Origin of the sequence: Flavobacterium lacisediminis, assembly GCF_025909975.1 — a bacterium.
Lineage (GTDB): Bacteria > Bacteroidota > Bacteroidia > Flavobacteriales > Flavobacteriaceae > Flavobacterium > Flavobacterium lacisediminis.
Window position 1 is genome coordinate 295,086 of sequence record NZ_JAPCIO010000003.1, and the last position, 25,047, is coordinate 320,132.

The window sequence follows — 25,047 nt, forward strand, 5'->3', positions numbered from 1 at the left end:
TAATTACAAAAGAATTTTCTTTTGACTTCTCGCTTCAAACTTCTATCTTTTTCCTATTTTAGCGCAAATAAAAACCAATCTATGTCTTCAGGAACTATTTTAGCTATCATTATTATTTATTTCGGAATTCTTATTCTTATATCCAATTTTGTAAGTAAAAAAGACAGCAGTAACGATGCTTTTTTTAAGGCGAATAAAAACGCAAAATGGTATTTAGTTGCTTTTGGTATGATTGGAACTGCACTTTCTGGTGTTACCTTTATATCTGTTCCGGGTGAAGTCGGAAATCCTGATTTGCAGTTTAAATATTTCCAATTTGTATTAGGAAATGCGATAGGTTTTATCATTATCGCAACTGTCTTACTTCCACTTTATTATCGAATGAATTTGACTTCGATTTATAGTTATATTGAGCAACGATTAGGTGTTGTAAGTTACAAAACAGCAGCCACTATTTTCTTGATTAGTAGAACTATTGGTTCGGCTTTTCGCTTGTATTTAGTGGTAATTGTGTTGCAACGTTTTGTTTTTGACGAATACAACATTCCGTTTGCAGTGACGGTTTTAATCTCATTAGCCTTAATATTTGCTTACACCTATCGTGGCGGATTAAAAACGATTATTATTACCGATACTTTACAAACCTTTTTCTTAGTATCATCGGTATTTTTGACGATTATTTTTATTTGTAACAGCTTGGATTATAGTTTTACCGAAGCTTTTGAAGCCGTAAAAAACAGCAATTATTCTAAAGTTTTCTTTTATGAGGATTATTTGAAAGGAAACTATGTTGTGAAACAAATTTTAGGCGGAATCTTTGTAACCATTGCCATGGTAGGATTAGACCAAGATTTAATGCAAAAGAATCTAAGTTGCAAAAACATTGGCGAAGCGCAAAAAAACATGTTTACGTTTACCGGAATCTTTGTAATTATCAACATTTTCTTTTTAAGTGTTGGTGCTTTACTTTATTTATATGCCGAGAAAAACGGCATTTCGGTTCCTATGGTAGATGGTGTAAAACGTACGGATTTGTTATTTCCTGAAATTGCTTTCAATCATTTGAATATTATTCCAGCAGTTGTTTTCTTATTAGGATTGACCGCCGCCACTTTTGCCACAACTGATTCGGCTTTAACTGCTTTAACTACTTCTTTTTGTGTTGATTTCTTAGGAATGGATAAAGCAGAAAATCAAAACAAGCCTAATGTAGTTAGAACACGTCACTTGGTACATGTTGCCTTTTCATTATTGATGTTTTTAGTGATTATCATTTTTAATTCATTGAATGACAAATCGGTAGTAACCATGATTTTCAAAGTTGCTAGTTACACGTATGGTCCACTTTTAGGATTATATGCTTTTGGATTGTTTATGAAATCAAAAACCGTTCACGATAAATTAGTTCCAATTATCTGTATAATTTCTCCATTAGTTTGCTTTTTATTAGCAAAAAATTCAGCGGCTCTTTTTGGAGATTACGTAATTGACAATGAACTAATCATTGTAAACGGAATCATAACGTTTATTGGATTGTTGTTAATCAGTAAACCTGCTACAAGTCAAACTAAATTTTAATATTGATTGGTTGCCAATAATACCAAAGTACAAGCTACTTCATACTGAATATTATTTGTTTCCAATATTTTATAAAATTCAGGGTTTTCAGTTCCTGGATTAAAAATAACGCGTCTTGGTTTTAACGATAAAATATAGTCGTAATAGTCTTGTTGTGCTTTTGGATTGAGATATAAAGTCACAGTATCAACCGCATGAAAATCTAGTTTCTCTGTTTCAATTGGAATATCAAACGCCATTCCTTTTTTGGCTCCAATTGCCACCACTTGATGACTTTTATCTACTAAATTATGAATGGCTTTATAAGAATAACGTTCTTTATTTGTGGAAGCTCCTATTACTAATGTTTTCATGATTATATATTTTACAAGCTAAAGTTACGAATAAATAAACAAATAATAAAAATTTGCTAAAGTCTGAATTGGAAAAGAAATTTGAAGTAATTTTAAACAAAAATGCTTTACAATATTTCATACAAAGACCCAAAAATTGAAAGAGAAATCAATGAATTAGTAGGCAAATCTTATTCTTTAATTGAAAACCTTAAAAAAGGCGGAATAGGCTCTCCAAAATTATTCATCACTCGATGCAGTGCTGCTATTTATGATTTATTACATGTAAATAACACTGTAAAATTCTGTAATATTGAATTGCGCCCAAAAGGAATTATAATTGGTTTTCAATCAAGATTAGATGTATATTCATTAGTTATTCCTTATTACAAGTTAGTACTATTTAAACCTGGAAACTCGATTACTTTTCATATAGACCAACATTATATTAGTGTTGATTGTTCAAAAAACAGCAAAGGAGTTCAAAAATTCATAAATAAGCTTGAATTGGAAAAAGAGAAAAACACCTACTATTCTCCTCTAGATGTTTACTAATTGTTTTAGCTTACGTTTTCTAAACTTAAAAGTAATCTAGATTTTTTTTTGAATCAAAAATAAAATAATTACCTTGTACTATATTTGTAAAAATTTTACGATGGAATTATTCATTTATTTATTCGCCGCTTTATTCTCAGTATTAAATCCTATTGGAACAGTTCCTATTTTTGTTGCTTTAACCGAAGGCTACACGAGTGCTGAAAGAGCTAAAGTTTCATTAATTACAAGTCTTAACGTTCTAATCATCTTGCTGATTTCATTTTTTATAGGACAATACGTATTAAGCTTTTTTGGGATCACGATTACAGCTTTACGAATTGCAGGAGGAATCATTATTACTAGTTCTGGATTTGGATTATTAAATGGAAACTTCAGTAAAAACAAAGGAATCAACAAAAAAGTGCAAAAAGAAGTACAAAACAGAACACATATTGCCTTAACACCTCTAGCTATGCCTATGTTAGCGGGACCAGGTTCAATTTCATTACTTATTGCCTATTATCAAGAACACAATACTACATCTGAAATTATAATTTCAACGATTTCAATTACTGTTGTTGCTGCTACAATTTATTTAGTACTCCGCAGTGCACATTTTTTAGCTAAAATGTTAGGTTCGTCTGGAATCGTAGCAATATCTAGAATCATTGGTTTCTTAACAATTGCAATTGGTATTCAATACATTATAAGTGCTATTTTAACTATTGTTAGAGGTATTTAAAAGTTTCCTTTTGTACCTTTAATAAAAAATGCGAATTTTATTAACAGGTTCTAACGGTTATGTGGGACGAAGATTACTCCCAGAACTTCTATCTCAAGGTCATGAGGTAATTTGTTGTGTTCGTGATAAAAACCGACTTGGATTAGACAAAACCACTCAAGAAAGAATTACCATTTGGGAAGTTGATTTCTTACACCCAATAAACCTAAACAATCTTCCTAAAAAGATTGATGTAGCTTATTATTTAATCCACTCCATGACATCTTCTACTTCCGATTTTGATGTTATGGAAGGAAAATCAGCTCACAATTTCAATTTGTACATGAACGAAATTGGCGTTAAGCAAGTTATTTATTTGAGTGGAATAGTCAACAACTCCGAACTTTCCAAACACTTACAATCAAGAAAAAACGTTGAGGATATATTATTTGAAGGTAATTTCAATACCACTGTCCTTCGTGCGGGAATTATTGTAGGTTCTGGAAGTTCATCATTTGAAATTATTCGAGATTTGTGTGAAAAATTGCCTATAATGATTACTCCAAAATGGGTTTTAACAAAATGTCAACCTATTGCAATTCGCGATGTTATTCATTATTTAACTGGAGTTTTACTTAAGGAAGAACATTATAATAAATCCTACGATATTGGCGGGCCTAATGTGATTACGTACAAAGAAATGATGCTTTTGTATTCCAAAACAAGAGGCATCAAACTTTGGATTTTTACACTTCCTGTAATGTCGCCAAAGCTTTCTTCTTATTGGTTGTATTTTGTAACTTCAACATCTTATAAATTAGCTGTAAACCTAGTTGATAGTATGAAAATGGAAGTCGTTTGCCAAAATAATAATCTTCAAAAAGCATTAGAAATAAAACCCATTACTTATGTTGAAGCTATAAAATTGGCATTTTTAAAAATGGAACAAAATCTCGTTATTTCTAGCTGGAAAGATAGTTTAGTAAGTAGCCGATTTAATGAAAATTTTTCTGAATTTATTCAAATTCCTACTTATGGATGTTTGAAAGATCATAAAATAAAATCGGTAACCAATGTTGAAAAAACGCTTGATAATATTTGGTCTATAGGTGGTGATAAAGGTTGGTATTACGGAAATTGGATGTGGAAAATCCGTGGTATTTTAGATAAACTTTTTGGCGGTGTAGGTTTGAGAAGAGGCCGAACACATCCAACTCATTTAGACAATGGAGACGCACTTGACTTTTGGCGTGTTTTAGTAGCCAACAAAGAAGAAAAAAGATTACTTCTTTATGCCGAAATGCGATTACCTGGAGAGGCTTGGCTAGAATTTAGAATAGACAACGAAAACAAACTCCATCAAATTGCAACTTTTAGACCTAAAGGATTATTAGGGCGACTATATTGGTACAGTTTAGTTCCTTTTCATTTTTTTATTTTTGGAGGCATGATTAAAAATATTACCAAATAAAAAAATCCCAAATTCTGATTAAAGTTAGAATTTGGGATTTTTGTTTTATTAAAAAACACTAGAAATGACGTTAAAGTTATTCTCTTGGCAAGAAAATTTCTGCCATCATACAACGAGCACTTCCACCACCACAAGCTTCAATAGTATCTAAACTTGAACTTACTATTGTTACATGTTCTTCTAATTGTGCAATTTGCTTTTTAGTTAAACTTTGATGTGCCGATGCACTCATGATTAAATACCTTCTATCATCGGTTCCTTTTACTTCTAACATATTTCCAGCGAAATTATTCACTTGATCTTCAGTTATCAAGATTACTTCTTTTTCGTCGCCTTTTAAACTATCTAAGACCATTTTACGTTCTTTCTTATCGTCAATACAATCCGCACAAATAACTGCAAAAGTTTCGCCAACACACATAATTACGTTTGTATGATAAATATGTTTTCTTTCTCCGTTTACGGTTTGAAACGCTTCAAATATTACAGGAGTAAATTCGAAATCTTCACAAAATTCAATAAATAATTCTTCGTCAGCTCTTGGTGATAAAGCACAATACGCTTTCCCATTAGCTCTATCCAAAACAATACTTCCTGTTCCTTCTAAGAAAATATTATCATCTTCAGCTGAAGTATAATCCATAATCTCATTGATTACAAAACCTTCTTCTTCCAAATGATCTAAAACATCTTCTCTTCTTTCTAATCGGCGATTTTCGGCAAACATAGGATATAAAACTACATCTCCATTTTCATGAAATGAAATCCAATTGTTTGGAAAAATACTGTCAGGTGTATCAGGACTTAAGGTATCTTCCACCACTACAACATTTAATCCTATCATTCTTAATTTTTGAACGAAAGTATCAAATTCTTCTTGTGCTTTTGCATTAACAGAAGATGGTGTTAAATTATCTAATACTTTTTGGTAATAATTATTTACAGCCGTTTGTTCATTCATTCGGAATGCTACCGGACGAATCATCAATATGGAATTAGTTGTTTGGTTCATGTTTATTTTTGTTTTTAGACATTCTATGCAATGTCTGTACATTATTTATTCTTAATCTCGAATCAAAGGCAATGTTGAACATCGTAACAAACCTTCTTGTTTAGCAATTTCGGCATACGGAATTTCTTCTACTGTAAATCCGTTTTCACGTAACCAGTTGTTTAATCTGGTGAAATTCTTTTCAGAAACTACAACATCGGGAGCAATGGAAAACACATTTGAATTCATGTGATACATTTCTTCTCTTTCGATATGGAATAAATTCTCTTTTCCGAATAAATTCACCAAAAACATATAATCAGCTTCTTCACGAAAACCACTTTTATAGATGATTCCTTTGTTTGTTCCAACAGGTTGAAAACAACAATCCAAATGCAAAGCATTATCGCGAGGTTCAATTTTCGACTTTACTAAGTCAAATGCTTTCACAATTTTATTTGGAAACAATGCTTTAATATAATCTACACCTTGAGTATTAGTTCTTGCGGTAATATAATCTTTATAATCCGAACCTTTGTAAGTTCCGATAAAAATATACTCGTTCCAAGGCATTACATCACCACCTTCAATATGCACTTCATCTGGCGGACGTACTACTTTTTTAGGATCAATTTGATCGATTACGTATTGAATAGCGTCTAATTCACGCTCTCTGTCTGGTAAAATATTGGCTTTAATAAAGATATCATCGATTACAAATCCGATATCTCTGGCGAAAATTTGGTTGTAATTTTCAATAATTTGAGGTCTGAAGACTTTTACATCATATTTCTGGAACACTTTATTAAAAGCTTCCATTTCGTTTACCATATCGGCTTCAACAGGATAGGTACCGGCTTTAATGTGCTCTAATGATTTTGGATCATAAGCTTCTTCGATTGTAGGTGTTGGACCATTACTAACAGCAGTTCCTAACACCACTGCCCTTAATCGAGAAGTTTCGTTTTTTACATTTAATTGTAACATAGCATATGGCTTTTGGCAAATATAGAAAAAGGAAACGAGATTATTAATTAGTCAATCGTTATAAATTTATATCAAATTGATTGTATTTGCGTATAAATGATTAAATTTGAGAAAACTATAAAAAACAATTTATCATGGGATTATCGAATTTTTTTAGTTCTCTTTTTGGAAAAGCAAAAGAGAAAGCGGAAATAGCGAAAGAAAACTTAAGCGAAGTAGCAGAAAATGTTGCTGAAAAAGCTGCAGATGTAGCTGAAGACGTAAAAGAAACAGTTGAAAACGTAGCCGAAAAAGCAGCTCAAAAACTGGAAGAATTAAAAGTGAATGAAAAAGTAGCTGATGTAATAGAGACTGCAAAAGAAAAAACCGCTGAGGCTGCGGGTTGGGTTGAAGAAAAAGCGCACAACTTAAAAGAATCATTACAAAATGCAGCTGAAACTGTAGAAGACAAAGTAGAAGATTTAACAGGAAGTACAGAAGAGAAAGAACAAAAACCTGCTGAATAAATACTAAACTAATAAAAGCAAAAATCCCACCTTACAGTGGGATTTTTTTATGATTATCTGTCTTTTACTTCTTTAAAAGGACGTAATGTATAACCTGTATAAACTTGTCTTGGACGACCAATTGGTTCTTTGTTAATTCTCATTTCTTTCCATTGAGCAATCCAACCTGGTAAACGACCAATAGCAAATAAAACTGTAAACATTTCAACTGGGATTCCCATAGCTCTGTAGATAATTCCTGAATAGAAATCTACGTTTGGATATAAGTTTCTTGATTTGAAATATTCGTCTTCTAAAGCTACTTTTTCTAATTGTTTTGCAATATCTAATAATGGATCATCAACTCCTAATGAATTTAATACATCATCAGCTGCTTTTTTAATGATAGTTGCTCTTGGATCAAAGTTTTTATAAACTCTATGTCCGAATCCCATTAAACGGAATGGATCGTCTTTGTCTTTTGCTTTTAAAACGAATTTAGCTACATCACCACCATTATCATGGATTTCTTGTAACATTTCTAATACTGCTTGATTAGCCCCTCCGTGAAGTGGTCCCCAAAGTGCAGAAACTCCAGCCGAAATTGAAGCAAATAAACCAGCATGAGAAGAACCCACAATTCTTACTGTAGAAGTAGAACAGTTTTGTTCGTGATCTGCATGTAAGATGAATAATTTATCTAAAGCAGCTACTACTTTTGGATCTGCTTTGTAAGGTCCTGTTGGTAATTCAAACATTAAACGCATGAAATTATCAACATATCCTTTTGTATTATCGTAATAATTTAATGGATATCCCATTGATTTTCTATAAGTCCATGTAGCAATTACTAAGAATTTACCCATAGTTTTACAAACTGCTTCATACATTTCTTTTTCGTTGTGAGGATTCACAGCTTTAGGATTGAAGGCAGTTAAAGCACTTGTTAATGAAGCTAAAACACCCATTGGATGAGCCGTTTTTGGAAAGCCATCAATGATGTTTTTCATTTCTTCATTAACCAATGTATATTTGCGAATATCGTTTTCGAATTTTTCTAATTGTGCTGCTGTTGGAAGTTCTCCAAAAATCAACAAATAAGAAACTTCTAAGAAATCAGCTTTATCAGCTAAATCTTCGATTGAATATCCTCTGTAACGTAAAATCCCTTCTTCACCATCTAAGAAAGTAATTTCACTTGTACATGAACCTGAGTTTTTATAACCAGGATCAATTGTAATAGCACCAGATGCACTACGCAACTTGTCTATATCGATAGCAACCTCATTCTCAGTTCCCACAATTACTGGAAACTCATACTTTTTGCCATCAAGCTCTAATATTGCAGTTTTTGACATATTATTTATATGATATTTTATGATAAAATTAATGTGAATTGCGAATTTAACAAATAATAATCAAACAATAAAGAAATTATCTATAATTTATGGTTAAATAATATACATGAAAAAATCCTGTTACAAATTGATTGCAACAGGATTTAAAGTTTGTATTTCAAAGAAATTATTTTTTTACTTTAAAAGCATTTACTCCAGGAAAATAAGCTACATCCGCTAATTCTTCTTCAATTCTTAATAATTGATTGTATTTAGCCATACGATCTGAACGAGAAGCCGAACCTGTTTTGATTTGTCCGCAATTTAAAGCAACTGCTAAATCAGCAATTGTATTATCTTCTGTTTCTCCAGAACGGTGCGACATTACAGAAGTATATCCTGCATTATGTGCCATGTTTACAGCTGCAATCGTTTCTGTTAAAGTACCAATTTGGTTTACTTTAATCAAAATTGAATTCGCGATAGATTGACTAATTCCACGAGATAATCTTTCAACATTCGTTACGAATAAATCGTCACCTACTAATTGTACTTTATCTCCGATTTTCTCTGTTAACAATTTCCAACCTTCCCAATCGTCTTCGTACATTCCGTCTTCTATAGAAATAATTGGATATTTTTCAGTTAATTCTGCCAAATAAGAAGCTTGTTCTTCAGAAGTTCTGATTTTTCCTGTTTCACCTTCAAATTTAGTGTAATCGTATTTTCCGTTTACATAAAATTCTGAAGCTGCACAATCTAAAGCAATCATTACATCATCACCAAAAGTGTAACCAGCATTTGTAACTGCTAATTTGATAGAATCTAAAGCATCTTCTGTTCCGCCGGCTAAATTTGGAGCAAATCCACCTTCATCACCTACTGCAGTAGATAAATGTCTATCGTGTAATACTTTTTTAAGATTATGGAAAATTTCAGTTCCCATTTGCATAGCGTGCGTGAAATCTTTTGCCTTAACTGGCATAATCATGAATTCTTGAAACGCAATTGGAGCATCAGAATGCGAACCACCATTGATGATGTTCATCATTGGAACTGGCAATGTATTCGCAGAAACGCCACCAACATAACGATATAAAGGCATTCCTAATTCGTTAGCTGCTGCTTTTGCAACCGCTAAAGAAACACCTAAAATTGCATTAGCACCTAAATTAGATTTATTTGCTGTTCCGTCTAATTCAATCATCATCTTGTCGATTAAATTTTGTTCAAAAACCGACATTCCTACAATCGCTTCAGCAATTTTTGTATTTACATTTTCAGCAGCTTTTAAAACACCTTTTCCCATGAAAGCCTTTCCGCCATCACGAAGCTCTACAGCTTCATGTTCGCCAGTTGAAGCACCACTTGGCACAGCTGCTCTTCCTAAAATTCCGTTATCTGTAACTACATCTACTTCGATTGTTGGATTTCCACGCGAATCTAAAATTTGTCTTGCGTGAACTTTGATAATTATACTCATTTTATATTTTTTTAGTTATTACCTTATGAATAATAACAAATTTATAATTTAAACTATAATGATATTGAAAAACTCAAAAAACTTATAAACGATAACGTTTTAGTTGATTGAAGTTTTTATGTTTTCGATAAATTGATCAAATAAATAACTTGAATCGTGTGGTCCAGGACTTGCCTCAGGGTGATATTGTACTGAGAAACAATTTTTAGATTTCATTCTCATTCCCGCAACCGTTCCATCATTTAAGTGTTCGTGTGTTAATTCGAAATCTGGATGCTTATCAAGTTCTTCTCTTACAATAGCGAAACCATGATTTTGGGAGGTAATTTCACCTTTTCCTGTAATCATATTTTTTACCGGGTGATTAATTCCGCGGTGACCGTTAAACATTTTATAAGTTGAAATTCCGTTAGCTAAACCAATGATTTGGTGCCCTAAACAGATTCCAAATAACGGTTTATTTTCGATTAAAATTTGTTTTGCTACTTCTTGTGCACATTCTAAAGGTTCTGGATCACCAGGTCCGTTTGACAAGAAATATCCATCAGGACTAAATGATTTTAAATCTTCATAAGAAGCGTTGTATGGGAAAACTTTGATGTAGCAATCTCTCTTCGCTAAGTTTCTTAAAATATTGGTTTTGATTCCTAAATCTAAAGCAGAAATTTTATATTTAGCTGATTCATCTCCAAAGAAATAAGGTTCAGTTGTTGAAACTTTTGAAGCCAATTCCAAACCATTCATATCTGGAACCTGTGCTAATCTTTCTTTTAATTCTTCGATTGGAGTTCCATCAGTACAAATAACAGCATTCATAGCACCGTTATCTCTTATATAACTTACCAATGCTCTTGTATCTACATCCGAAATTACGATAAGATTTTGTTTACTTAAATAATCGAAAAGACTTTCTGAAGCATCTACACGTGAATAATTAAAACTGAAATTTTTACAAACTAACCCAGAAATTTTAACTGAATCAGATTCAACTTCTTTGTCATTTACACCATAATTACCAATATGTGCATTGGTAGTAACCATGATTTGTCCAAAGTAAGAAGGATCTGTGAAAATCTCTTGATAACCTGTAGTTCCAGTATTAAAAGCGACTTCACCAAAAGTAACACCTTCAATTCCGATTGATTTTCCGTGAAAAATAGTACCGTCTTTAAGAAGTAAAACGGCTTTAGAACGATTGTTGTATTTCATTGTGTTGTGTTGTTGTGGGTGCAAATTTAGTTATAAAAGTTGTTTTTAGAAAATGTTTGATTCGTAAAACCAAAAAAAAAGGATAAACTTAAAAAAGTCTATCCTTATTATTTTTACATGAATGGTTTCATGATTATTCTGTAGCTTCAGTATTTTCAGAAGTTTCAGCTGCTGGAGCTTCAGGAGTACCTTCTGCTTTTTTAGCTTTTCCACGACGAGTCGTTTTCTTAACTTCTTTTTTACCACCGTTATACAAGGTGTTGAAATCTACTAATTCGATCATTGCCATGTCAGCGTTATCTCCTAAACGGTTACCTAACTTGATGATACGAGTGTATCCTCCTGGACGGTCACCAACTTTAGCAGCAACTTCTCTGAACAATTCAGTAACAGCATATTTATCTCTTAAATAAGCGAAAACTGTACGACGATTGTGAGTAGTATCTTCTTTTGATTTTGTTACTAACGGCTCAACGAATTGTTTTAAAGCTTTTGCTTTAGCAACAGTTGTGTTGATACGCTTATGTTCGATTAAAGAACAAGCCATATTAGCTAACATAGCTCTTCTATGTCCTTTTTGTCTACTTAAATGATTGAATTTTTTTCCGTGTCTCATGACGTGTTTTATTTATCTTCATCTTGCATCAATCCCTTATAGGAGCGCAAAATATGAAGCAATTATTCTTTATCTAACTTGTATTTAGTTAAGTCCATACCGAAAGTAAGGTTTTTATTCGCCACTAACTCATCTAATTCAGTTAATGATTTTTTACCAAAATTACGGAACTTCATTAAGTCGTTCTTGTTGAAAGAAACTAAATCACCTAATGTATCAACTTCAGCCGCTTTTAAACAATTTAATGCTCTAACAGATAAGTCCATATCAACTAATTTAGTTTTCAATAACTGTCTCATGTGAAGAGATTCTTCGTCATAAGACTCAGTTTGAGCAATTTCATCTGCCTCAAGAGTAATTCTTTCATCAGAGAACAACATAAAGTGGTGGATTAACGTCTTAGCTGCCTCAGTTAATGCATCTTTAGGATGGATAGAACCATCTGTAATGATTTCAAAAACTAATTTTTCATAATCTGTTTTTTGTTCCACACGGAAATTCTCAATAGCATATTTTACATTCTTTACTGGAGTGTAAATTGAATCTGTAAAAATAGTTCCTATTGGAGCATTTGATTTTTTGTTCTCTTCAGCTGGAACATATCCTCTACCTTTTTCGATAGAAAGTTCCATGTTGATAGATGTTTTGCTGTCTAAATTACAGATAACTAAATCTGGATTTAAAACTTGAAAACCAGAGATGAATTTTTGAAAATCACCTGCAGTAATTTTATCTTTTCCGGAAAGAGCGATAGAAACAGATTCGTTATCGATATCTTCAATTTGACGTTTGAAACGTACTTGTTTAAGATTTAAGATAATTTCTGTAACATCTTCAACTACACCAGAAATAGTAGAGAACTCATGTTCTACACCTTCTATTCTTACTGATGTAATTGCATATCCTTCTAGAGAAGAAAGCAAAACTCTTCTAAGTGCATTACCAACAGTCAATCCATAACCAGGTTCCAAAGGTCTAAATTCAAATTTACCTTCGAAATCCGTAGAATCGATCATGATAACTTTATCGGGCTTTTGAAAATTAAATATTGCCATACTTTCGACTAAAGTCAATTATTATTTGTTATACAACTCAACGATTAGTTGTTCTTTAATATTTTCTGGAATCTGAAGTCTTTGAGGTACAGAAACAAAAGTACCTTCTTTAGTATCATTATTCCATGTAATCCACTCATAAACTTGAGAAGAACTTGCTAAAGAACGCTCGATAGCTTCAAGAGATTTTGATTTTTCACGTACAGCAACTTTGTCACCAGCTTTTAAGTGGTAAGAAGGTACATTAACAAGTTCACCGTTAACAGTGATATGTCTGTGAGATACAATTTGACGAGCTGCTCTACGAGAAGGAGCAACACCCATTCTGTAAACTACGTTATCTAAACGAGCTTCACATAATTGTAATAAGATTTCACCTGTTACTCCAGAAGCAGCAGATGCTTTTTTGAATAAATTTCTGAATTGTTTTTCTAAAATACCGTAAGTATATTTAGCTTTTTGCTTTTCCATTAACTGAACAGCATATTCAGATTTTTTACCTCTCTTTTTAGCTAAACCATGTTGCCCTGGAGGGTAATTTCTTTTTTCGAAGGCTTTGTCTTCTCCGAATATTGCTTCGCCAAATTTACGAGCAATCTTAGTTTTTGGACCAGTATATCTTGCCATTTTAAAAAATTAAAAAAGGTAGGAATTATGAATTCAGGTCTTATATCCTTCGATAATTTTAAACCTACCCGTGTTATACTTAAATTATACTCTTCTTCTTTTCGGAGGACGACATCCGTTGTGAGGCATTGGAGTTACATCAATGATTTCAGTAACTTCAACTCCTGAATTATGAATAGATCTAATAGCAGATTCTCTACCATTTCCTGGACCTTTCACATAAACTTTCACTTTTTTAAGTCCAGCTTCAAGAGCTACTTTACTACAATCTTCTGCTGCCATTTGAGCTGCATAAGGAGTATTCTTTTTAGAACCTCTAAAGCCCATTTTACCAGCTGAAGACCAAGAAATAACTTCACCTTTCTTATTAGTCAAAGAAATAATGATGTTGTTAAAAGTAGCATTAATATGTGCTTCTCCTGAAGATTCAACGATAACTTTACGTTTTTTTGCTGTTACTTTAGCCATATTATTACTTATTATTTAGTTGCTTTTTTCTTGTTAGCAACAGTTTTTCTCTTACCTTTTCTAGTTCTAGAGTTGTTTTTAGTTCTTTGACCTCTTAATGGAAGTCCAGCTCTGTGACGAATTCCTCTTTGACATCCGATATCCATTAAACGTTTGATGTTTAATTGAACTTCTGAACGCAATTCACCTTCAATTTTGAAATAAGAAACAGCATCACGGATTGCTCCGATCTCGTCGTCATTCCAATCTTGAACTTTCTTGTCTTCGCTCACTTGAGCTTTAGCTAATATATCTTTAGCTCTGCTTCTACCAATACCAAATATGTATGTTAAAGCAATGATTCCTCTTTTTTGTTTAGGTATATCTACCCCTGCAATTCTTGCCATAATTATCCTTGTCTTTGTTTAAATCTAGGATTCTTTTTGTTAATAACGTATAATCTTCCTTTTCTACGTACAATAATGCACTCGGCACTTCTCTTTTTAACTGATGCTCTTACTTTCATTTTAATAGCTTTAGTATCTATAAGTAATTCTTGCTTTAGACAAATCATAAGGGCTCATTTCAAGTTTTACCTTGTCACCTGGTAACAATTTAATGTAATGCATACGCATTTTTCCAGAGATATGAGCAATTACAACATGTCCGTTTTCTAACTCTACACGAAACATCGCATTTGATAATGCTTCAATAATTGTTCCGTCTTGTTCTATTGCTGATTGTTTTGCCATAAAAATTAAGCTACTGCTTTTCTATTTTTACCACTTTTCATCAAACCATCATAGTGTTTATTCAATAAATAAGAATTTATTTGCTGAATAGTGTCTATTGCAACTCCAACCATGATTAGCAAAGAAGTACCACCATAAAAATAACCCCAAGCACCTTGTACTCCAAGTAAACTTACTGCAACAGCTGGGAACACAGCCACTAAAGCAAGAAATAATGATCCTGGAAAAGTGATTAATGACATAATTTTATCTAGGTAATCTCCGGTTTCAACACCTGGCTTAACACCTGGTATAAAACCTCCGCTTCTTTTTAAATCATCTGCCATCTTGTTAGTTGGTACAGTAATTGCGGTGTAAAAGTACGTAAAAATTACGATTAACAAAGCAAAAACTATATTATATACTAAACCGAATGGATCGTTGAACATTCCTGCAATAGAAAGTGCAGTATCTGATTCTTTAGCCAAACCAGAAACAGCAGCAGGAATAAACATAATAGCTTGCGCAAAAATGATCGGCATAACACCTGATGCATTTAACTTTAATGGGATAAACTGTCTGTTACCACCCATCATGTCTTCTTCAAAATCCCCAGAAACTGTACGTCTTGCATACTGTACTGGAATTTTTCTTACAGCCATTACTAATAAAATACATGCAATTATTACTAAGAACCAAAGTATTAATTCGATTACAATCATCATAACACCTCCGTTTGCTTGAGAAGTTCTAGATGAAAACTCTTGAATAAATGCTTGTGGCATTCTTGCAATAATACCTACCATTATCAATAAAGAAATACCATTACCAATACCTTTATCAGTAATTTTTTCTCCTAACCACATTGCAAAAATAGTCCCAGTAACTAAGATTAGTACTGAAGAGAAAATGAATGTTGGTCCAGTTAACATAAATGCTTCACCTGGTAAAGTTCTGTACAAGTTATAGATATAACCAGGACCTTGAACTAAAGTAATTAAGATTGTTAACCATCTTGTAATTTGGTTAATTTTCTTTCTACCACTTTCACCGTCTTTTTGTAATTTTTGTAAATATGGCACCGCAATTCCCATTAATTGAACTACGATAGAAGCTGATATGTATGGCATGATACCCAATGCAAATACAGAAGCTTGCGAAAACGCACCTCCTGTAAATACATTAATTAACCATCCAATACCTTCATCAGTTTGGTTTGTAAGATTTGTCAATTTAGTAGCATCAATCCCCGGAAGGGTTACTTGAGCACCGAAACGGTACACTAATAATAATCCAAGAGTTAATAAAATACGATTTTTTAACTCTTCGATTTTCCAAACGTTGATGAATGAATCTATAAATTTCTTCATTTTACTAAAGGATTATAAAGTTACAGCTTCTCCACCAGCAGCCTCGATAGCCGCTTTTGCAGATGCAGTAAATTTGTGAGCACTTACTTTAAGTTTTGTTTTTAGCTCACCTCTTCCTAAAATCTTTACTAAGCTATTTTTTGTAGCTAAACGAGTATCTACAAACACAGTAAAATCTACTGTATCGGTAACTACACCGTTATCTACTAATAATTGTAACGAATCAAGATTGATACCTTGATATTCTACTCTATTAATGTTCTTGAAACCAAACTTAGGCACACGTCTTTGAAGTGGCATTTGACCACCTTCAAAACCAATTTTCTTAGAATAACCAGAACGAGATTTTGCTCCTTTATGTCCACGTGCAGCGGTACCACCTTTTCCAGAACCTTCTCCTCTACCTACTCTTTTATTTTGATTGTGCGTAGAACCTTCAGCTGGTTGTAAGTTACTTAAATTCATAACTGTATAGTGTTATTTAGTTTCTTCTACAGAAACTAAGTGTTTAACTTTATTTACCATTCCAAGGATAGCAGGATTTGCATCATGCTCAACAACCTGTCCCATTTTACGAAGACCTAAAGCTTCCAAAGTTCTCTTTTGATCAAGAGGACAATTGATTTTACTTCTTACTTGTTTTACTTTTAATTTTGCCATGATTTCCTGTTGATTAACCTTTGAATACTTTTTCTAAAGATACTCCTCTTTGTTTAGCTACCGTTAAAGCGCTTCTCATTTGTAATAAAGCATCAAAAGTTGCTTTAACTACGTTATGAGGGTTTGAAGAACCTTGTGATTTAGATAATACATCGTGAACACCTACAGATTCTAATACCGCACGAACAGCACCACCAGCAATAACTCCAGTACCGTGTGAAGCAGGCATTAAAAATACTCTAGCACCACCAAATTTACCTTTTTGCTCATGAGGAACAGATTGTCCCTGTAAAGGAATTCTAACTAAGTTTTTCTTAGCATCTTCCACCGCTTTAGCGATTGCCTCAGAAACATCTTTAGATTTTCCTAATCCATGACCAACTACACCGTTTTCATCACCTACTACTACGATAGCAGAGAAACCAAATGCTCTACCTCCTTTAGTAACTTTAGTAACACGATTTACACTCACCAAACGGTCTTTTAATTCAAGACCTCCTGGTTTTACAATCTCTACGTTTTTATAATTATGATACATAATTTCTTAGAATTTAAGTCCAGCTTCTCTAGCTCCTTCAGCTAATGATTTCACACGTCCATGGTATAAATACCCACCTCTATCAAAAGAGATTGTTGAAATACCTGCTTTAAGTGCTTTTTCAGCAACTAATTTACCAACTGCTTTTGCAGTTTCAACAGCAGTTCCTTGAGCAACTTCTTTATCTCTCGATGAAGCAGCAACTAAAGTTGTACCGTTTACGTCATCTATGATTTGCGCATAGATTTCTTTATTACTTCTGAATACAGAAAGTCTTGGTTGAGCAGCAGTTCCGCTTACAATCTTTCTGATTCTGAACTTAATTCTTTGTCTTCTTTCAGATTTCGTTAATGACATAGTCTTAATTTTTAAGCTGATTTACCTGCTTTTCTTCTTAGTTCTTCTCCTACAAACTTAACTCCTTTTCCTTTATATGGCTCAGGTTTGCGGAAACCTCTGATCTTCGCAGCTACTTGACCTAATAATTGTTTGTCGAATGATGATAATTTCACTATCGGATTTTTACCTTTTTCTGATACTGTTTCAACAGTAACTTCTTTTACAACTTCTAGAACGATGTTGTGAGAGAATCCTAAAGCTAAATCAAGTTTTTGACCTTGATTAGAAGCTCTATAACCAACTCCAACTAATTCTAATTCTTTTGTAAAACCTTCAGAAACACCAACAATCATGTTGTTGATTAATGAACGATAAAGTCCGTGTTTCGCTCTCTCATCTTTATGATCTGATGAACGCTCAACGATAACTTGGTTATCTTCGATTTTAACGGTTACATCAGAAAATTCTTGAGTAAGCTCGCCTAATTTTCCTTTTACTGTAACTACAGCTTCTTTAACTTCTACAGTTACTCCTGCTGGAATTGCAATTGGATTTTTACCTATTCTTGACATTGTCTCGTCTTTTTATTAATATACGTAACAAATAACTTCGCCACCAACATTTAATTGCTTAGCTTGTTTTCCTGTCATCAAACCTTTTGATGTAGAAACAATAGCAATACCTAAACCATTTAAGATTCTAGGTAAGTCAGATGAACCTGCATATTTACGTAAACCTGGTTTACTAATTCTTTGGATATCTTTGATAACTGACTCTTTCGTGTCTTTATCATATTTAAGTGCAATTTTGATTGAACCCTGTACAGAGTTGTCTTCGAATTTGTAACTTAAGATATATCCTTGATCGAATAAAATCTTTGTGATTTCTTTTTTCATGTTAGATGCTGGAATTTCAACCACTTTGTGGTTAGCTCTCACTGCATTTCTAACTCTCGTAAGATAATCGGCAATTGGATCTGTATACATATGTATAGAATTGCGGCTATGGTTTTCAATCCGCCCTCAGCGGATTGAACCTTTAACCAATTAAACTTTTTTATTGGATTGCAAAAGTAATAACTTTTTTCGAGATTACCAAGATGCTTTTTTAACACCTGGAATTAATCCTTGATTAGCCATTTCACGGAATGTTACACGTGAAAGACCAAACTGACGCATATACCCTCTTGGTCTACCTGTTAATTTACAACGATTGTGTACTCTAACTGGACAAGAATTTTTTGGTAATTTTTGTAATCCTTCGAAATCTCCAGCTTCTTTCAAAGCTTTTCTTTTCTCAGCATACTTTTCTACTAATGCAATTCTTTTCACCTCACGGGCTTTCATTGATTCTTTAGCCATGTCTTAATTCTTTTTAAAAGGTAATCCTAATTCCGCTAATAATGCTTTTGCTTCTTTATCTGTTTCTGCAGAAGTTACGAAGGTAATATCAAATCCTGAGATTTTATTTACTTTATCAATATCAATTTCTGGGAAAATGATTTGTTCAAGTACACCTAAGTTATAGTTTCCTCTTCCGTCAAATCCAGTAGATTTAATTCCGCTGAAATCTCTAACACGTGGTAAAGATGAAGTAATCAATCTATCTAAGAATTCATACATTCTTTCTCCACGTAAAGTTACTTTAGCACCAATTGGCATACCTTTTCTCAATTTGAAAGACGCAACGTCTTTTTTAGAGATAGTAGCAACTGCTTTTTGCCCAGTAATTTTTGTCATTTCTTCAACAGCGTAGTCTACTAACTTTTTGTCAGATACTGCTGCACCAACTCCACGGCTTACAACGATTTTTTCAAGTTTAGGAACTTGCATTACGTTTTTGTAACCGAATTCTTCTGTAAGAGCAGCAATTACTCTGCTCTTATATTCTTCTTTTAGTCTAGGAATATATGCCATAACTATAGTACTTGATTAGATTTTTTTGAAAATCTCACTTTCTTGTCTCCTTCTTGTTTGAAACCAACTTTAGTTGCTTCTTTTGACTTTGGGTCAATTAAAGACAAGTTAGACACATGGATAGGAGCTTCTTTCTTAACGATTCCTCCTTGAGGGTTTTTTGCACTTGGTTTTGTATGTTTCGAAACCATGTTAACTCCTTCAACAATCGCTTTGTTTTTCTCACGAAGAACACGTACAATTTTACCTTCAGAACCTTTGTGGTCTCCAGCAATAACTCTTACGATATCTCCTGATTTTATTTTTAGCTTTATCATTTGTATAAGAATTAAAGCACTTCTGGTGCTAATGATACAATTTTCATGAATTGTTTTTCACGAAGTTCTCTGGCAACTGGACCAAAAACACGAGTTCCTCTCATTTCTCCTGCAGCGTTTAACAATACACATGCGTTATCGTCAAAACGGATGTAAGATCCATCAGCTCTTCTCACTTCTTTTTTGGTACGTACAACCACTGCAGTTGATACCGCTCCTTTTTTAACGTTTCCGTTTGGAGTTGCATCTTTAATTGAAACTACAATTTTGTCACCAACAGAGGCATAACGACGTTTCGTTCCTCCTAAAACACGGATAGTTAAAACTTCTTTAGCTCCCGTATTATCTGCTACTTTTAATCTTGACTCTTGTTGTACCATAATTACTTAGCTCTTTCAATGATTTCAACTAATCTCCAACATTTTGATTTAGATAAAGGTCTTGTTTCCATGATCTTTACTGTATCTCCAATGTTACAATCGTTTGTTTCGTCGTGTGCAACGTATTTTTTAGTTTTTAACACGAACTTACCGTATAATGGGTGTTTCACTTTTGTAGTTTGTGACACAACAATAGATTTCTCCATTTTGTTTGAAGTCACCACACCTATTCTCTCTTTTCTTAAATTTCTTTTTTCCATCTTTCAGCTAGTCTACAATTATTGTAACTCTCTTTTAGTTAACTCTGTATGTAATCTCGCAACTGATCTTCTTAAACCTCTTAATTGAAGAGGATTTTGGATTGGCGAAATTGCATGAGCATTTTTTAGGTCGGTATACGTTTTCTTTAACTGACTAAGTTGTTCTTGTAACTCAGCTGCAGATAGATTTTTAATTTCTGATTGTTTCATAATAAATTTTGATTATGCTTCGAAATCTCTAGCAACGATAAACTTAGTTTTAACAGGAAGTTTTTGAGCTGCTAAGCGTAAAGCTTCTTTTGCAACTGATAGAGGAACTCCTCCAACTTCAAACATAATTTTACCAGGTTTAACAACTGCAGCCCAATACTCAACTGCACCTTTACCTTTACCCATACGTACTTCTAATGGTTTCTTTGTAATAGGTTTATCTGGAAATATTTTGATCCATAATTGACCTTCTCTTTTCATGAAACGTGTAGCTGCGATACGAGCTGCTTCAATTTGACGAGAAGTAATAAATGAAGAATCTAAAGATTTGATACCAAACATTCCATTTGAAAGCTCGTGTCCTCTTTGAGAAACGCCTTTCATTCTACCTTTCTGTACCTTACGGTATTTTGTTCTTTTAGGCTGTAACATTTTTCTTTAGTTTAAATAATTACTTTCTTTTGCGTGCGTTTGGCTTATTTCCATCTCTTTTTGGAGCAGAAGATCCTGAAGGTTTAGACTTTTGTTTGTCCATTCCTACTAACGGAGAAAGATCTCTTTTTCCATAAACCTCACCTTTCATTATCCATACTTTGATACCCATTCTACCATAAGTAGTATGTGCTTCAGCTAATGAATAATCAATATCAGCTCTGAAAGTTGACAAAGGAATTCTACCTTCTTTGAAGTTTTCTGAACGTGCCATTTCAGCACCATTCAAACGACCAGAAATTTGAACTTTGATACCTTCTGCGTTCATACGCATTGCAGCAGCAATAGCCATTTTAATTGCACGTCTGTAAGAAATTCTACTTTCAATTTGACGAGCGATACTTGTACCTACTAAGTAAGCATCAAGTTCAGGTCTTTTAATTTCAAAGATGTTGATTTGAACCTCTTTGTCAGTAATTTTCTTAAGTTCTTCTTTTAACTTGTCTACCTCTTGACCACCTTTTCCGATAATGATACCAGGTCTAGCAGTAGTGATAGTAACGGTTACAAGTTTTAAAGTTCTTTCGATAATTATTTTTGATACACTAGCTTTAGATAAACGTGCATGGATATACTTTCTGATTTTGTAATCTTCAGCGATTTTATCACCGTAGTCATTACCTCCATACCAGTTTGAGTCCCATCCTCTGATGATACCAAGTCTATTTCCTATTGGATTTGTCTTTTGTCCCATACTGTTTATTAATTGCTTTGTGTGTTATTATTTGATCCTAACACGATTGTTACGTGGTTAGAACGCTTTCTAATTCTGTGTGCACGACCTTGTGGAGCTGGACGAAGTCTTTTCAACATCATACCACCATCTACAGTAATCGTTTTTACAAATAAGCCAGCTTCTTCTAAATTAGCATCAGCATTTTTTTGCTGATAGTTATTAATTGCTGATAACAACAATTTCTCTAATTTTCTTGAAGCTTCTTTTTGACTAAATCTTAATATATTAAGAGCTAATTCTACTTTCTGACCTCTAACTAAATCCGCAACTAAGCGCATTTTTCTTGGTGAAGTAGGGCAGTTATTTAATTTAGCAAAAGCAACTTGTGTTTTTGCCTCTTTAGTCTGCTCTGCTCTTTCTCTTTTACGAACTCCCATAGCTTCCTATTATTTTTTACCTTTATTTTTAGCCCCAGCATGACCTCTAAAAGATCTTGTTGGTGAAAACTCTCCTAATTTGTGTCCTACCATGTTCTCAGTTACATAAACTGGAACAAATTGACGACCATTGTGAACTGCGATAGTCTGCCCAACGAAATCCGGAGTAATCATTGATGCTCTAGACCAAGTCTTAACAACACCTTTATTACCACCTGCAATATTTTCTTGAACTTTCTTCTCTAATTTAAAGTGAACGAATGGTCCTTTTTTTAATGAACGTGCCATGTCTATCTAATTATTTCTTTCTACGTTCTACAATATACTTATTACTCGGGTTAACTTTAGAACGAGTTCTATAACCTTTAGCAGGTAAACCTTTTCTTGAACGTGGATGACCTCCAGATGAACGTCCTTCACCACCTCCCATTGGGTGATCAACTGGGTTCATTGCTACTGGTCTTGTTCTTGGTCTTCTACCTAACCATCTTGATCTACCAGCTTTACCTGATACGATTAATTGGTGGTCTGAGTTAGAAACTGCTCCGATTGTAGCCATACAAGTTAACAAGATTAATCTTGTTTCTCCAGAAGGCATTTTAATTGTAGCATATTTTCCATCTCTTGCCATTAACTGAGCGAAAGTTCCTGCTGAACGAGCGATTACAGCTCCTTGACCTGGTCTTAATTCGATACACGAAATAACAGTTCCTAGAGGAATTTTACTTAAAGGCATTGCATTTCCAATTTCTGGAGACGCTTCTGCACCAGAAACTACAGTTTGTCCAACTTGTAATCCATTTTGCGCAATGATGTAAGTTTTAGCTCCATCTGCATAATACAATAATGAAATAAATGCTGAACGATTTGGATCGTACTCGATTGTTTTAACTGTTGCTGGAATTCCAACTTTAGCTCTTTTGAAATCAATGATACGATACTTTTGTTTGTGACCACCGCCTGTGTAACGCATGGTCATTTTTCCTTGACTATTTCTACCTCCAGAGTTTTTTTTCGGTGCGATCAATGAACGCTCCGGCTTATCAGTTGTAATAGTGTCAAAGCTATTAACAACTCTAAATCGCTGACCTGGGGTAATAGGTTTTAATTTTCTAACTGACATTTTCTATTAGATATTAGTATAAAAATCTATTGTTTCTCCCTCTTGAACTTGAACAATTGCTTTTTTGTAAGCATTTGTTTTCCCACTGATTAAACCACTTTTGGTATATTTAACACTTCTATCAGCTCTGTAGTTTAATGTATTAACAGCTACTACATTCACTCCAAAAGCTGCTTCAACAGCATTTTTGATTTGAATTTTGTTAGCAGTTTTTGCAACTACAAAACCAAAACGGTTAAAAACTTCACCATCTTTAGTTATTTTCTCAGTTATAATAGGCTTAATTATGATACTCATAATCTTATTATTTACTTAAATTAGCTTCAATTCCGTCTACAGCACCTTCTAAAAGAACTAAACTTTTTGCGTTTAAAATCGCATAAGTGCTTAATTCCGAAGTAGTTACAACGCTAGACGCTTTTAAATTGCGTGACGACAAATATACATTTTTATTTGTATCGCCCAACACAAACAAAGATTTTTTATTCTCTAACCCTAAAGACTTCAATACGTTAATGAAATTTTTAGTGTTTGGTGTGTCAAATGTAAAATCTTCAACTACCACTAAATTTGACTCATTTACTTTTAAAGATAAAGCTGATTTACGAGCTAATCTTTTTAAGTTTTTGTTCAATTTAAATGAATAGCTTCTTGGTCTTGGTCCAAAAACTGTACCTCCTCCTTTAAACAATGGATTTTTAGCAGATCCTGCACGAGCAGTACCAGTTCCTTTTTGTTTTTTAATTTTACGAGTACTTCCTGCAACCTCAGCTCTTTCTTTAGCTTTGTGAGTACCTTGTCTTTGATTAGCCAAATATTGCTTTACATCTAAATATACAGCATGTTTATTAGGCTCAATTGCGAAAACTGAATCAGAAAGTTGAACTTTTCTTCCAGTTTCTTTTCCGTTGATATCTAAAACTTTTACTTCCATTACTTCTGAATGATTACATAAGAGTTTTTGTGACCTGGAACACAACCTTTTATAACTAAAAGATTTTTCTCACCTACCACTTTTAAAACTCTAAGGTTTTGTACTGTTACATTATCTCCTCCCATTCTTCCAGCCATACGCATTCCTTTGAATACTCTAGATGGATAAGATGAAGCTCCTACAGAACCAGGCGCTCTTAAACGGTTGTGTTGACCGTGTGTCGCTTGTCCAACACCGCCAAAACCATGACGTTTTACAACCCCTTGGAATCCTTTTCCTTTAGAAACTCCTACAACATCAACAAATTCACCTTCAGCGAATAAGTCAACAGCGATTACATCGCCTAATTTGTACTCCTGATCAAAACCTTTGAATTCAACGACTTTTTTCTTTGCAGCTGTTCCCGCTTTCTTAAAGTGACCTAACTCAGCTTTAATAGAACGTTTTTCAGCTTTGTCATCGAAACCTAACTGAATAGCAGAATATCCGTCTACTTCATTGGTTCTGACTTGGGTAACAACGCATGGACCACACTCGATTACAGTACAAGGAATATTTTTCCCGTTCTCATCAAAGATGCTAGTCATGCCAATTTTTCTTCCGATTAACCCAGACATATTAAACTAATTATTAATTAAACTCTTATTTATAATACAAATAGTATTCGCACACTACTCATTTTGAGGGTGCAAATATATAAATTATTTTTTAATTATCGCAAAAATAAATAGTTAAGTGAAATTTCCTTCAAAAAAGGCAATTTCACCCACTAAAAATGATAAGAAAAA

At 33.4% G+C, this 25,047-nt stretch carries 39 protein-coding genes; 5 read left to right on the forward strand and 34 right to left on the reverse strand.

The window, feature by feature from the left end:
* Positions 1–81: 81 nt before the first annotated feature.
* A complete protein-coding gene (locus OJ995_RS06530; RefSeq protein WP_264368699.1) occupies positions 82–1,578 on the forward strand; it encodes a sodium:solute symporter in 1,497 nt (498 codons plus the stop codon).
* Here OJ995_RS06530 and OJ995_RS06535 read toward each other — a convergent pair.
* A complete protein-coding gene (locus OJ995_RS06535; RefSeq protein ID WP_264368700.1) occupies positions 1,575–1,931 on the reverse strand; it encodes a CoA-binding protein in 357 nt (118 codons plus the stop codon). The genes OJ995_RS06530 and OJ995_RS06535 overlap by 4 nt on opposite strands.
* A gap of 102 nt (positions 1,932–2,033) precedes the next feature.
* On the opposite strand from OJ995_RS06535, the gene OJ995_RS06540 reads away from it, so the two are divergent.
* The 3 genes from OJ995_RS06540 (at position 2,034) to OJ995_RS06550 (ending at position 4,639) form a co-directional block, all read left to right on the forward strand.
* Positions 2,034–2,465, forward strand: coding sequence for a hypothetical protein (locus OJ995_RS06540; RefSeq protein ID WP_264368701.1), 432 nt, complete (start codon positions 2,034–2,036; stop codon positions 2,463–2,465).
* Positions 2,466–2,565: 100 nt separating this feature from the next.
* Positions 2,566–3,189: a MarC family NAAT transporter gene (locus tag OJ995_RS06545; protein WP_264368702.1), complete on the forward strand. Its 624-nt coding sequence runs from the start codon at positions 2,566–2,568 to the stop codon at positions 3,187–3,189.
* 28 nt (positions 3,190–3,217) lie between these two features.
* On the forward strand, positions 3,218–4,639 hold the full coding sequence (locus OJ995_RS06550) for an SDR family oxidoreductase (protein ID WP_264368703.1): 1,422 nt from the start codon (positions 3,218–3,220) through the stop codon (positions 4,637–4,639).
* A 76-nt stretch (positions 4,640–4,715) separates the two neighbouring features.
* On the opposite strand, the gene ctlX is transcribed toward OJ995_RS06550, so the two are convergent.
* Positions 4,716–5,651: a citrulline utilization hydrolase CtlX gene (ctlX, locus tag OJ995_RS06555; protein ID WP_264368704.1), complete on the reverse strand. Its 936-nt coding sequence runs from the start codon at positions 5,649–5,651 to the stop codon at positions 4,716–4,718.
* Positions 5,652–5,702: 51 nt separating this feature from the next.
* Positions 5,703–6,617: a dimethylarginine dimethylaminohydrolase family protein gene (locus tag OJ995_RS06560; RefSeq protein ID WP_264368705.1), complete on the reverse strand. Its 915-nt coding sequence runs from the start codon at positions 6,615–6,617 to the stop codon at positions 5,703–5,705.
* A gap of 134 nt (positions 6,618–6,751) precedes the next feature.
* On the opposite strand from OJ995_RS06560, the gene OJ995_RS06565 reads away from it, so the two are divergent.
* Entirely contained in the window at positions 6,752–7,123 is a 372-nt protein-coding gene (locus OJ995_RS06565; RefSeq protein ID WP_264368707.1) for a hypothetical protein, read from the forward strand.
* Positions 7,124–7,176: 53 nt separating this feature from the next.
* Here OJ995_RS06565 and OJ995_RS06570 read toward each other — a convergent pair whose 3' ends face one another.
* The 31 genes from OJ995_RS06570 to rplC all read right to left on the reverse strand — a co-directional run bounded on the left by OJ995_RS06570 (position 7,177) and on the right by rplC (position 24,876).
* A complete protein-coding gene (locus OJ995_RS06570) occupies positions 7,177–8,460 on the reverse strand; it encodes a citrate synthase (protein WP_264368708.1) in 1,284 nt (427 codons plus the stop codon).
* Between the two features lie 166 nt (positions 8,461–8,626).
* Positions 8,627–9,922, reverse strand: a complete 1,296-nt coding sequence (eno, locus tag OJ995_RS06575) for a phosphopyruvate hydratase (protein WP_264368709.1) — start codon at positions 9,920–9,922, stop codon at positions 8,627–8,629.
* 99 nt (positions 9,923–10,021) lie between these two features.
* A complete protein-coding gene (gene carA / locus OJ995_RS06580; protein WP_264368710.1) occupies positions 10,022–11,131 on the reverse strand; it encodes a glutamine-hydrolyzing carbamoyl-phosphate synthase small subunit in 1,110 nt (369 codons plus the stop codon).
* A 133-nt stretch (positions 11,132–11,264) separates the two neighbouring features.
* Complete coding sequence (gene rplQ / locus OJ995_RS06585) at positions 11,265–11,747, reverse strand: 50S ribosomal protein L17 (protein WP_133609620.1); 483 nt, start codon at positions 11,745–11,747, stop codon at positions 11,265–11,267.
* A gap of 62 nt (positions 11,748–11,809) precedes the next feature.
* On the reverse strand, positions 11,810–12,802 hold the full coding sequence (locus OJ995_RS06590; protein ID WP_264368711.1) for a DNA-directed RNA polymerase subunit alpha: 993 nt from the start codon (positions 12,800–12,802) through the stop codon (positions 11,810–11,812).
* Positions 12,803–12,823: 21 nt separating this feature from the next.
* A complete protein-coding gene (gene rpsD / locus OJ995_RS06595; protein ID WP_008254444.1) occupies positions 12,824–13,429 on the reverse strand; it encodes a 30S ribosomal protein S4 in 606 nt (201 codons plus the stop codon).
* A gap of 84 nt (positions 13,430–13,513) precedes the next feature.
* Positions 13,514–13,897, reverse strand: coding sequence for a 30S ribosomal protein S11 (gene rpsK, locus OJ995_RS06600; protein ID WP_264368712.1), 384 nt, complete (start codon positions 13,895–13,897; stop codon positions 13,514–13,516).
* An 11-nt stretch (positions 13,898–13,908) separates the two neighbouring features.
* The gene (gene rpsM, locus OJ995_RS06605; protein ID WP_264368713.1) at positions 13,909–14,283 is read right to left on the reverse strand and encodes a 30S ribosomal protein S13; all 375 of its coding nucleotides are present in this window, start codon (positions 14,281–14,283) and stop codon (positions 13,909–13,911) included.
* 2 nt (positions 14,284–14,285) lie between these two features.
* Positions 14,286–14,402, reverse strand: coding sequence for a type B 50S ribosomal protein L36 (ykgO, locus tag OJ995_RS06610; RefSeq protein ID WP_002987490.1), 117 nt, complete (start codon positions 14,400–14,402; stop codon positions 14,286–14,288).
* A gap of 10 nt (positions 14,403–14,412) precedes the next feature.
* Complete coding sequence (gene infA / locus OJ995_RS06615) at positions 14,413–14,628, reverse strand: translation initiation factor IF-1 (protein WP_026725626.1); 216 nt, start codon at positions 14,626–14,628, stop codon at positions 14,413–14,415.
* 5 nt (positions 14,629–14,633) lie between these two features.
* Positions 14,634–15,977, reverse strand: a complete 1,344-nt coding sequence (gene secY, locus OJ995_RS06620) for a preprotein translocase subunit SecY (RefSeq protein ID WP_111566952.1) — start codon at positions 15,975–15,977, stop codon at positions 14,634–14,636.
* A 12-nt stretch (positions 15,978–15,989) separates the two neighbouring features.
* A complete protein-coding gene (gene rplO, locus OJ995_RS06625) occupies positions 15,990–16,442 on the reverse strand; it encodes a 50S ribosomal protein L15 (protein WP_133609614.1) in 453 nt (150 codons plus the stop codon).
* Between the two features lie 12 nt (positions 16,443–16,454).
* Positions 16,455–16,637 (reverse strand): 50S ribosomal protein L30, encoded by a 183-nt coding sequence (gene rpmD, locus OJ995_RS06630; RefSeq protein ID WP_111566953.1) that lies wholly within the window; start codon positions 16,635–16,637, stop codon positions 16,455–16,457.
* Positions 16,638–16,650: 13 nt separating this feature from the next.
* Positions 16,651–17,175, reverse strand: a complete 525-nt coding sequence (rpsE, locus tag OJ995_RS06635) for a 30S ribosomal protein S5 (RefSeq protein ID WP_133609610.1) — start codon at positions 17,173–17,175, stop codon at positions 16,651–16,653.
* A gap of 6 nt (positions 17,176–17,181) precedes the next feature.
* Positions 17,182–17,532: a 50S ribosomal protein L18 gene (gene rplR / locus OJ995_RS06640; protein ID WP_026725631.1), complete on the reverse strand. Its 351-nt coding sequence runs from the start codon at positions 17,530–17,532 to the stop codon at positions 17,182–17,184.
* Positions 17,533–17,543: 11 nt separating this feature from the next.
* Positions 17,544–18,086 (reverse strand): 50S ribosomal protein L6, encoded by a 543-nt coding sequence (gene rplF / locus OJ995_RS06645; RefSeq protein WP_264368714.1) that lies wholly within the window; start codon positions 18,084–18,086, stop codon positions 17,544–17,546.
* Positions 18,087–18,101: 15 nt separating this feature from the next.
* Positions 18,102–18,500, reverse strand: coding sequence for a 30S ribosomal protein S8 (gene rpsH, locus OJ995_RS06650; RefSeq protein ID WP_133609608.1), 399 nt, complete (start codon positions 18,498–18,500; stop codon positions 18,102–18,104).
* 105 nt (positions 18,501–18,605) lie between these two features.
* Complete coding sequence (rpsN, locus tag OJ995_RS06655; RefSeq protein WP_133609606.1) at positions 18,606–18,875, reverse strand: 30S ribosomal protein S14; 270 nt, start codon at positions 18,873–18,875, stop codon at positions 18,606–18,608.
* A 3-nt stretch (positions 18,876–18,878) separates the two neighbouring features.
* A complete protein-coding gene (rplE, locus tag OJ995_RS06660; protein WP_133609604.1) occupies positions 18,879–19,430 on the reverse strand; it encodes a 50S ribosomal protein L5 in 552 nt (183 codons plus the stop codon).
* A 2-nt stretch (positions 19,431–19,432) separates the two neighbouring features.
* Positions 19,433–19,747, reverse strand: coding sequence for a 50S ribosomal protein L24 (gene rplX / locus OJ995_RS06665; protein WP_133609602.1), 315 nt, complete (start codon positions 19,745–19,747; stop codon positions 19,433–19,435).
* An 11-nt stretch (positions 19,748–19,758) separates the two neighbouring features.
* Positions 19,759–20,127, reverse strand: a complete 369-nt coding sequence (gene rplN / locus OJ995_RS06670) for a 50S ribosomal protein L14 (protein WP_007803649.1) — start codon at positions 20,125–20,127, stop codon at positions 19,759–19,761.
* Positions 20,128–20,129: 2 nt separating this feature from the next.
* Positions 20,130–20,387: a 30S ribosomal protein S17 gene (rpsQ, locus tag OJ995_RS06675; protein ID WP_008254481.1), complete on the reverse strand. Its 258-nt coding sequence runs from the start codon at positions 20,385–20,387 to the stop codon at positions 20,130–20,132.
* An 18-nt stretch (positions 20,388–20,405) separates the two neighbouring features.
* Positions 20,406–20,597, reverse strand: coding sequence for a 50S ribosomal protein L29 (gene rpmC / locus OJ995_RS06680; RefSeq protein ID WP_008254482.1), 192 nt, complete (start codon positions 20,595–20,597; stop codon positions 20,406–20,408).
* A 12-nt stretch (positions 20,598–20,609) separates the two neighbouring features.
* Positions 20,610–21,029, reverse strand: a complete 420-nt coding sequence (rplP, locus tag OJ995_RS06685; protein ID WP_008254483.1) for a 50S ribosomal protein L16 — start codon at positions 21,027–21,029, stop codon at positions 20,610–20,612.
* 19 nt (positions 21,030–21,048) lie between these two features.
* Complete coding sequence (gene rpsC / locus OJ995_RS06690) at positions 21,049–21,783, reverse strand: 30S ribosomal protein S3 (RefSeq protein ID WP_264368715.1); 735 nt, start codon at positions 21,781–21,783, stop codon at positions 21,049–21,051.
* 8 nt (positions 21,784–21,791) lie between these two features.
* Positions 21,792–22,202, reverse strand: coding sequence for a 50S ribosomal protein L22 (gene rplV, locus OJ995_RS06695; RefSeq protein WP_111566957.1), 411 nt, complete (start codon positions 22,200–22,202; stop codon positions 21,792–21,794).
* A gap of 9 nt (positions 22,203–22,211) precedes the next feature.
* Positions 22,212–22,490: a 30S ribosomal protein S19 gene (gene rpsS, locus OJ995_RS06700; RefSeq protein ID WP_008254487.1), complete on the reverse strand. Its 279-nt coding sequence runs from the start codon at positions 22,488–22,490 to the stop codon at positions 22,212–22,214.
* Between the two features lie 10 nt (positions 22,491–22,500).
* Positions 22,501–23,325 (reverse strand): 50S ribosomal protein L2, encoded by an 825-nt coding sequence (gene rplB / locus OJ995_RS06705; RefSeq protein WP_264368716.1) that lies wholly within the window; start codon positions 23,323–23,325, stop codon positions 22,501–22,503.
* 6 nt (positions 23,326–23,331) lie between these two features.
* Positions 23,332–23,622, reverse strand: coding sequence for a 50S ribosomal protein L23 (gene rplW, locus OJ995_RS06710; protein ID WP_264368717.1), 291 nt, complete (start codon positions 23,620–23,622; stop codon positions 23,332–23,334).
* A gap of 7 nt (positions 23,623–23,629) precedes the next feature.
* Positions 23,630–24,259 carry a 50S ribosomal protein L4 gene (gene rplD, locus OJ995_RS06715; protein WP_264368718.1) on the reverse strand — a complete coding sequence of 210 codons (630 nt, stop codon included), beginning with the start codon at positions 24,257–24,259 and terminating at the stop codon, positions 23,630–23,632.
* On the reverse strand, positions 24,259–24,876 hold the full coding sequence (gene rplC / locus OJ995_RS06720; RefSeq protein ID WP_264368719.1) for a 50S ribosomal protein L3: 618 nt from the start codon (positions 24,874–24,876) through the stop codon (positions 24,259–24,261). Before rplC ends, rplD begins: the two co-directional genes overlap by 1 nt.
* Positions 24,877–25,047: the final 171 nt, after the last annotated feature.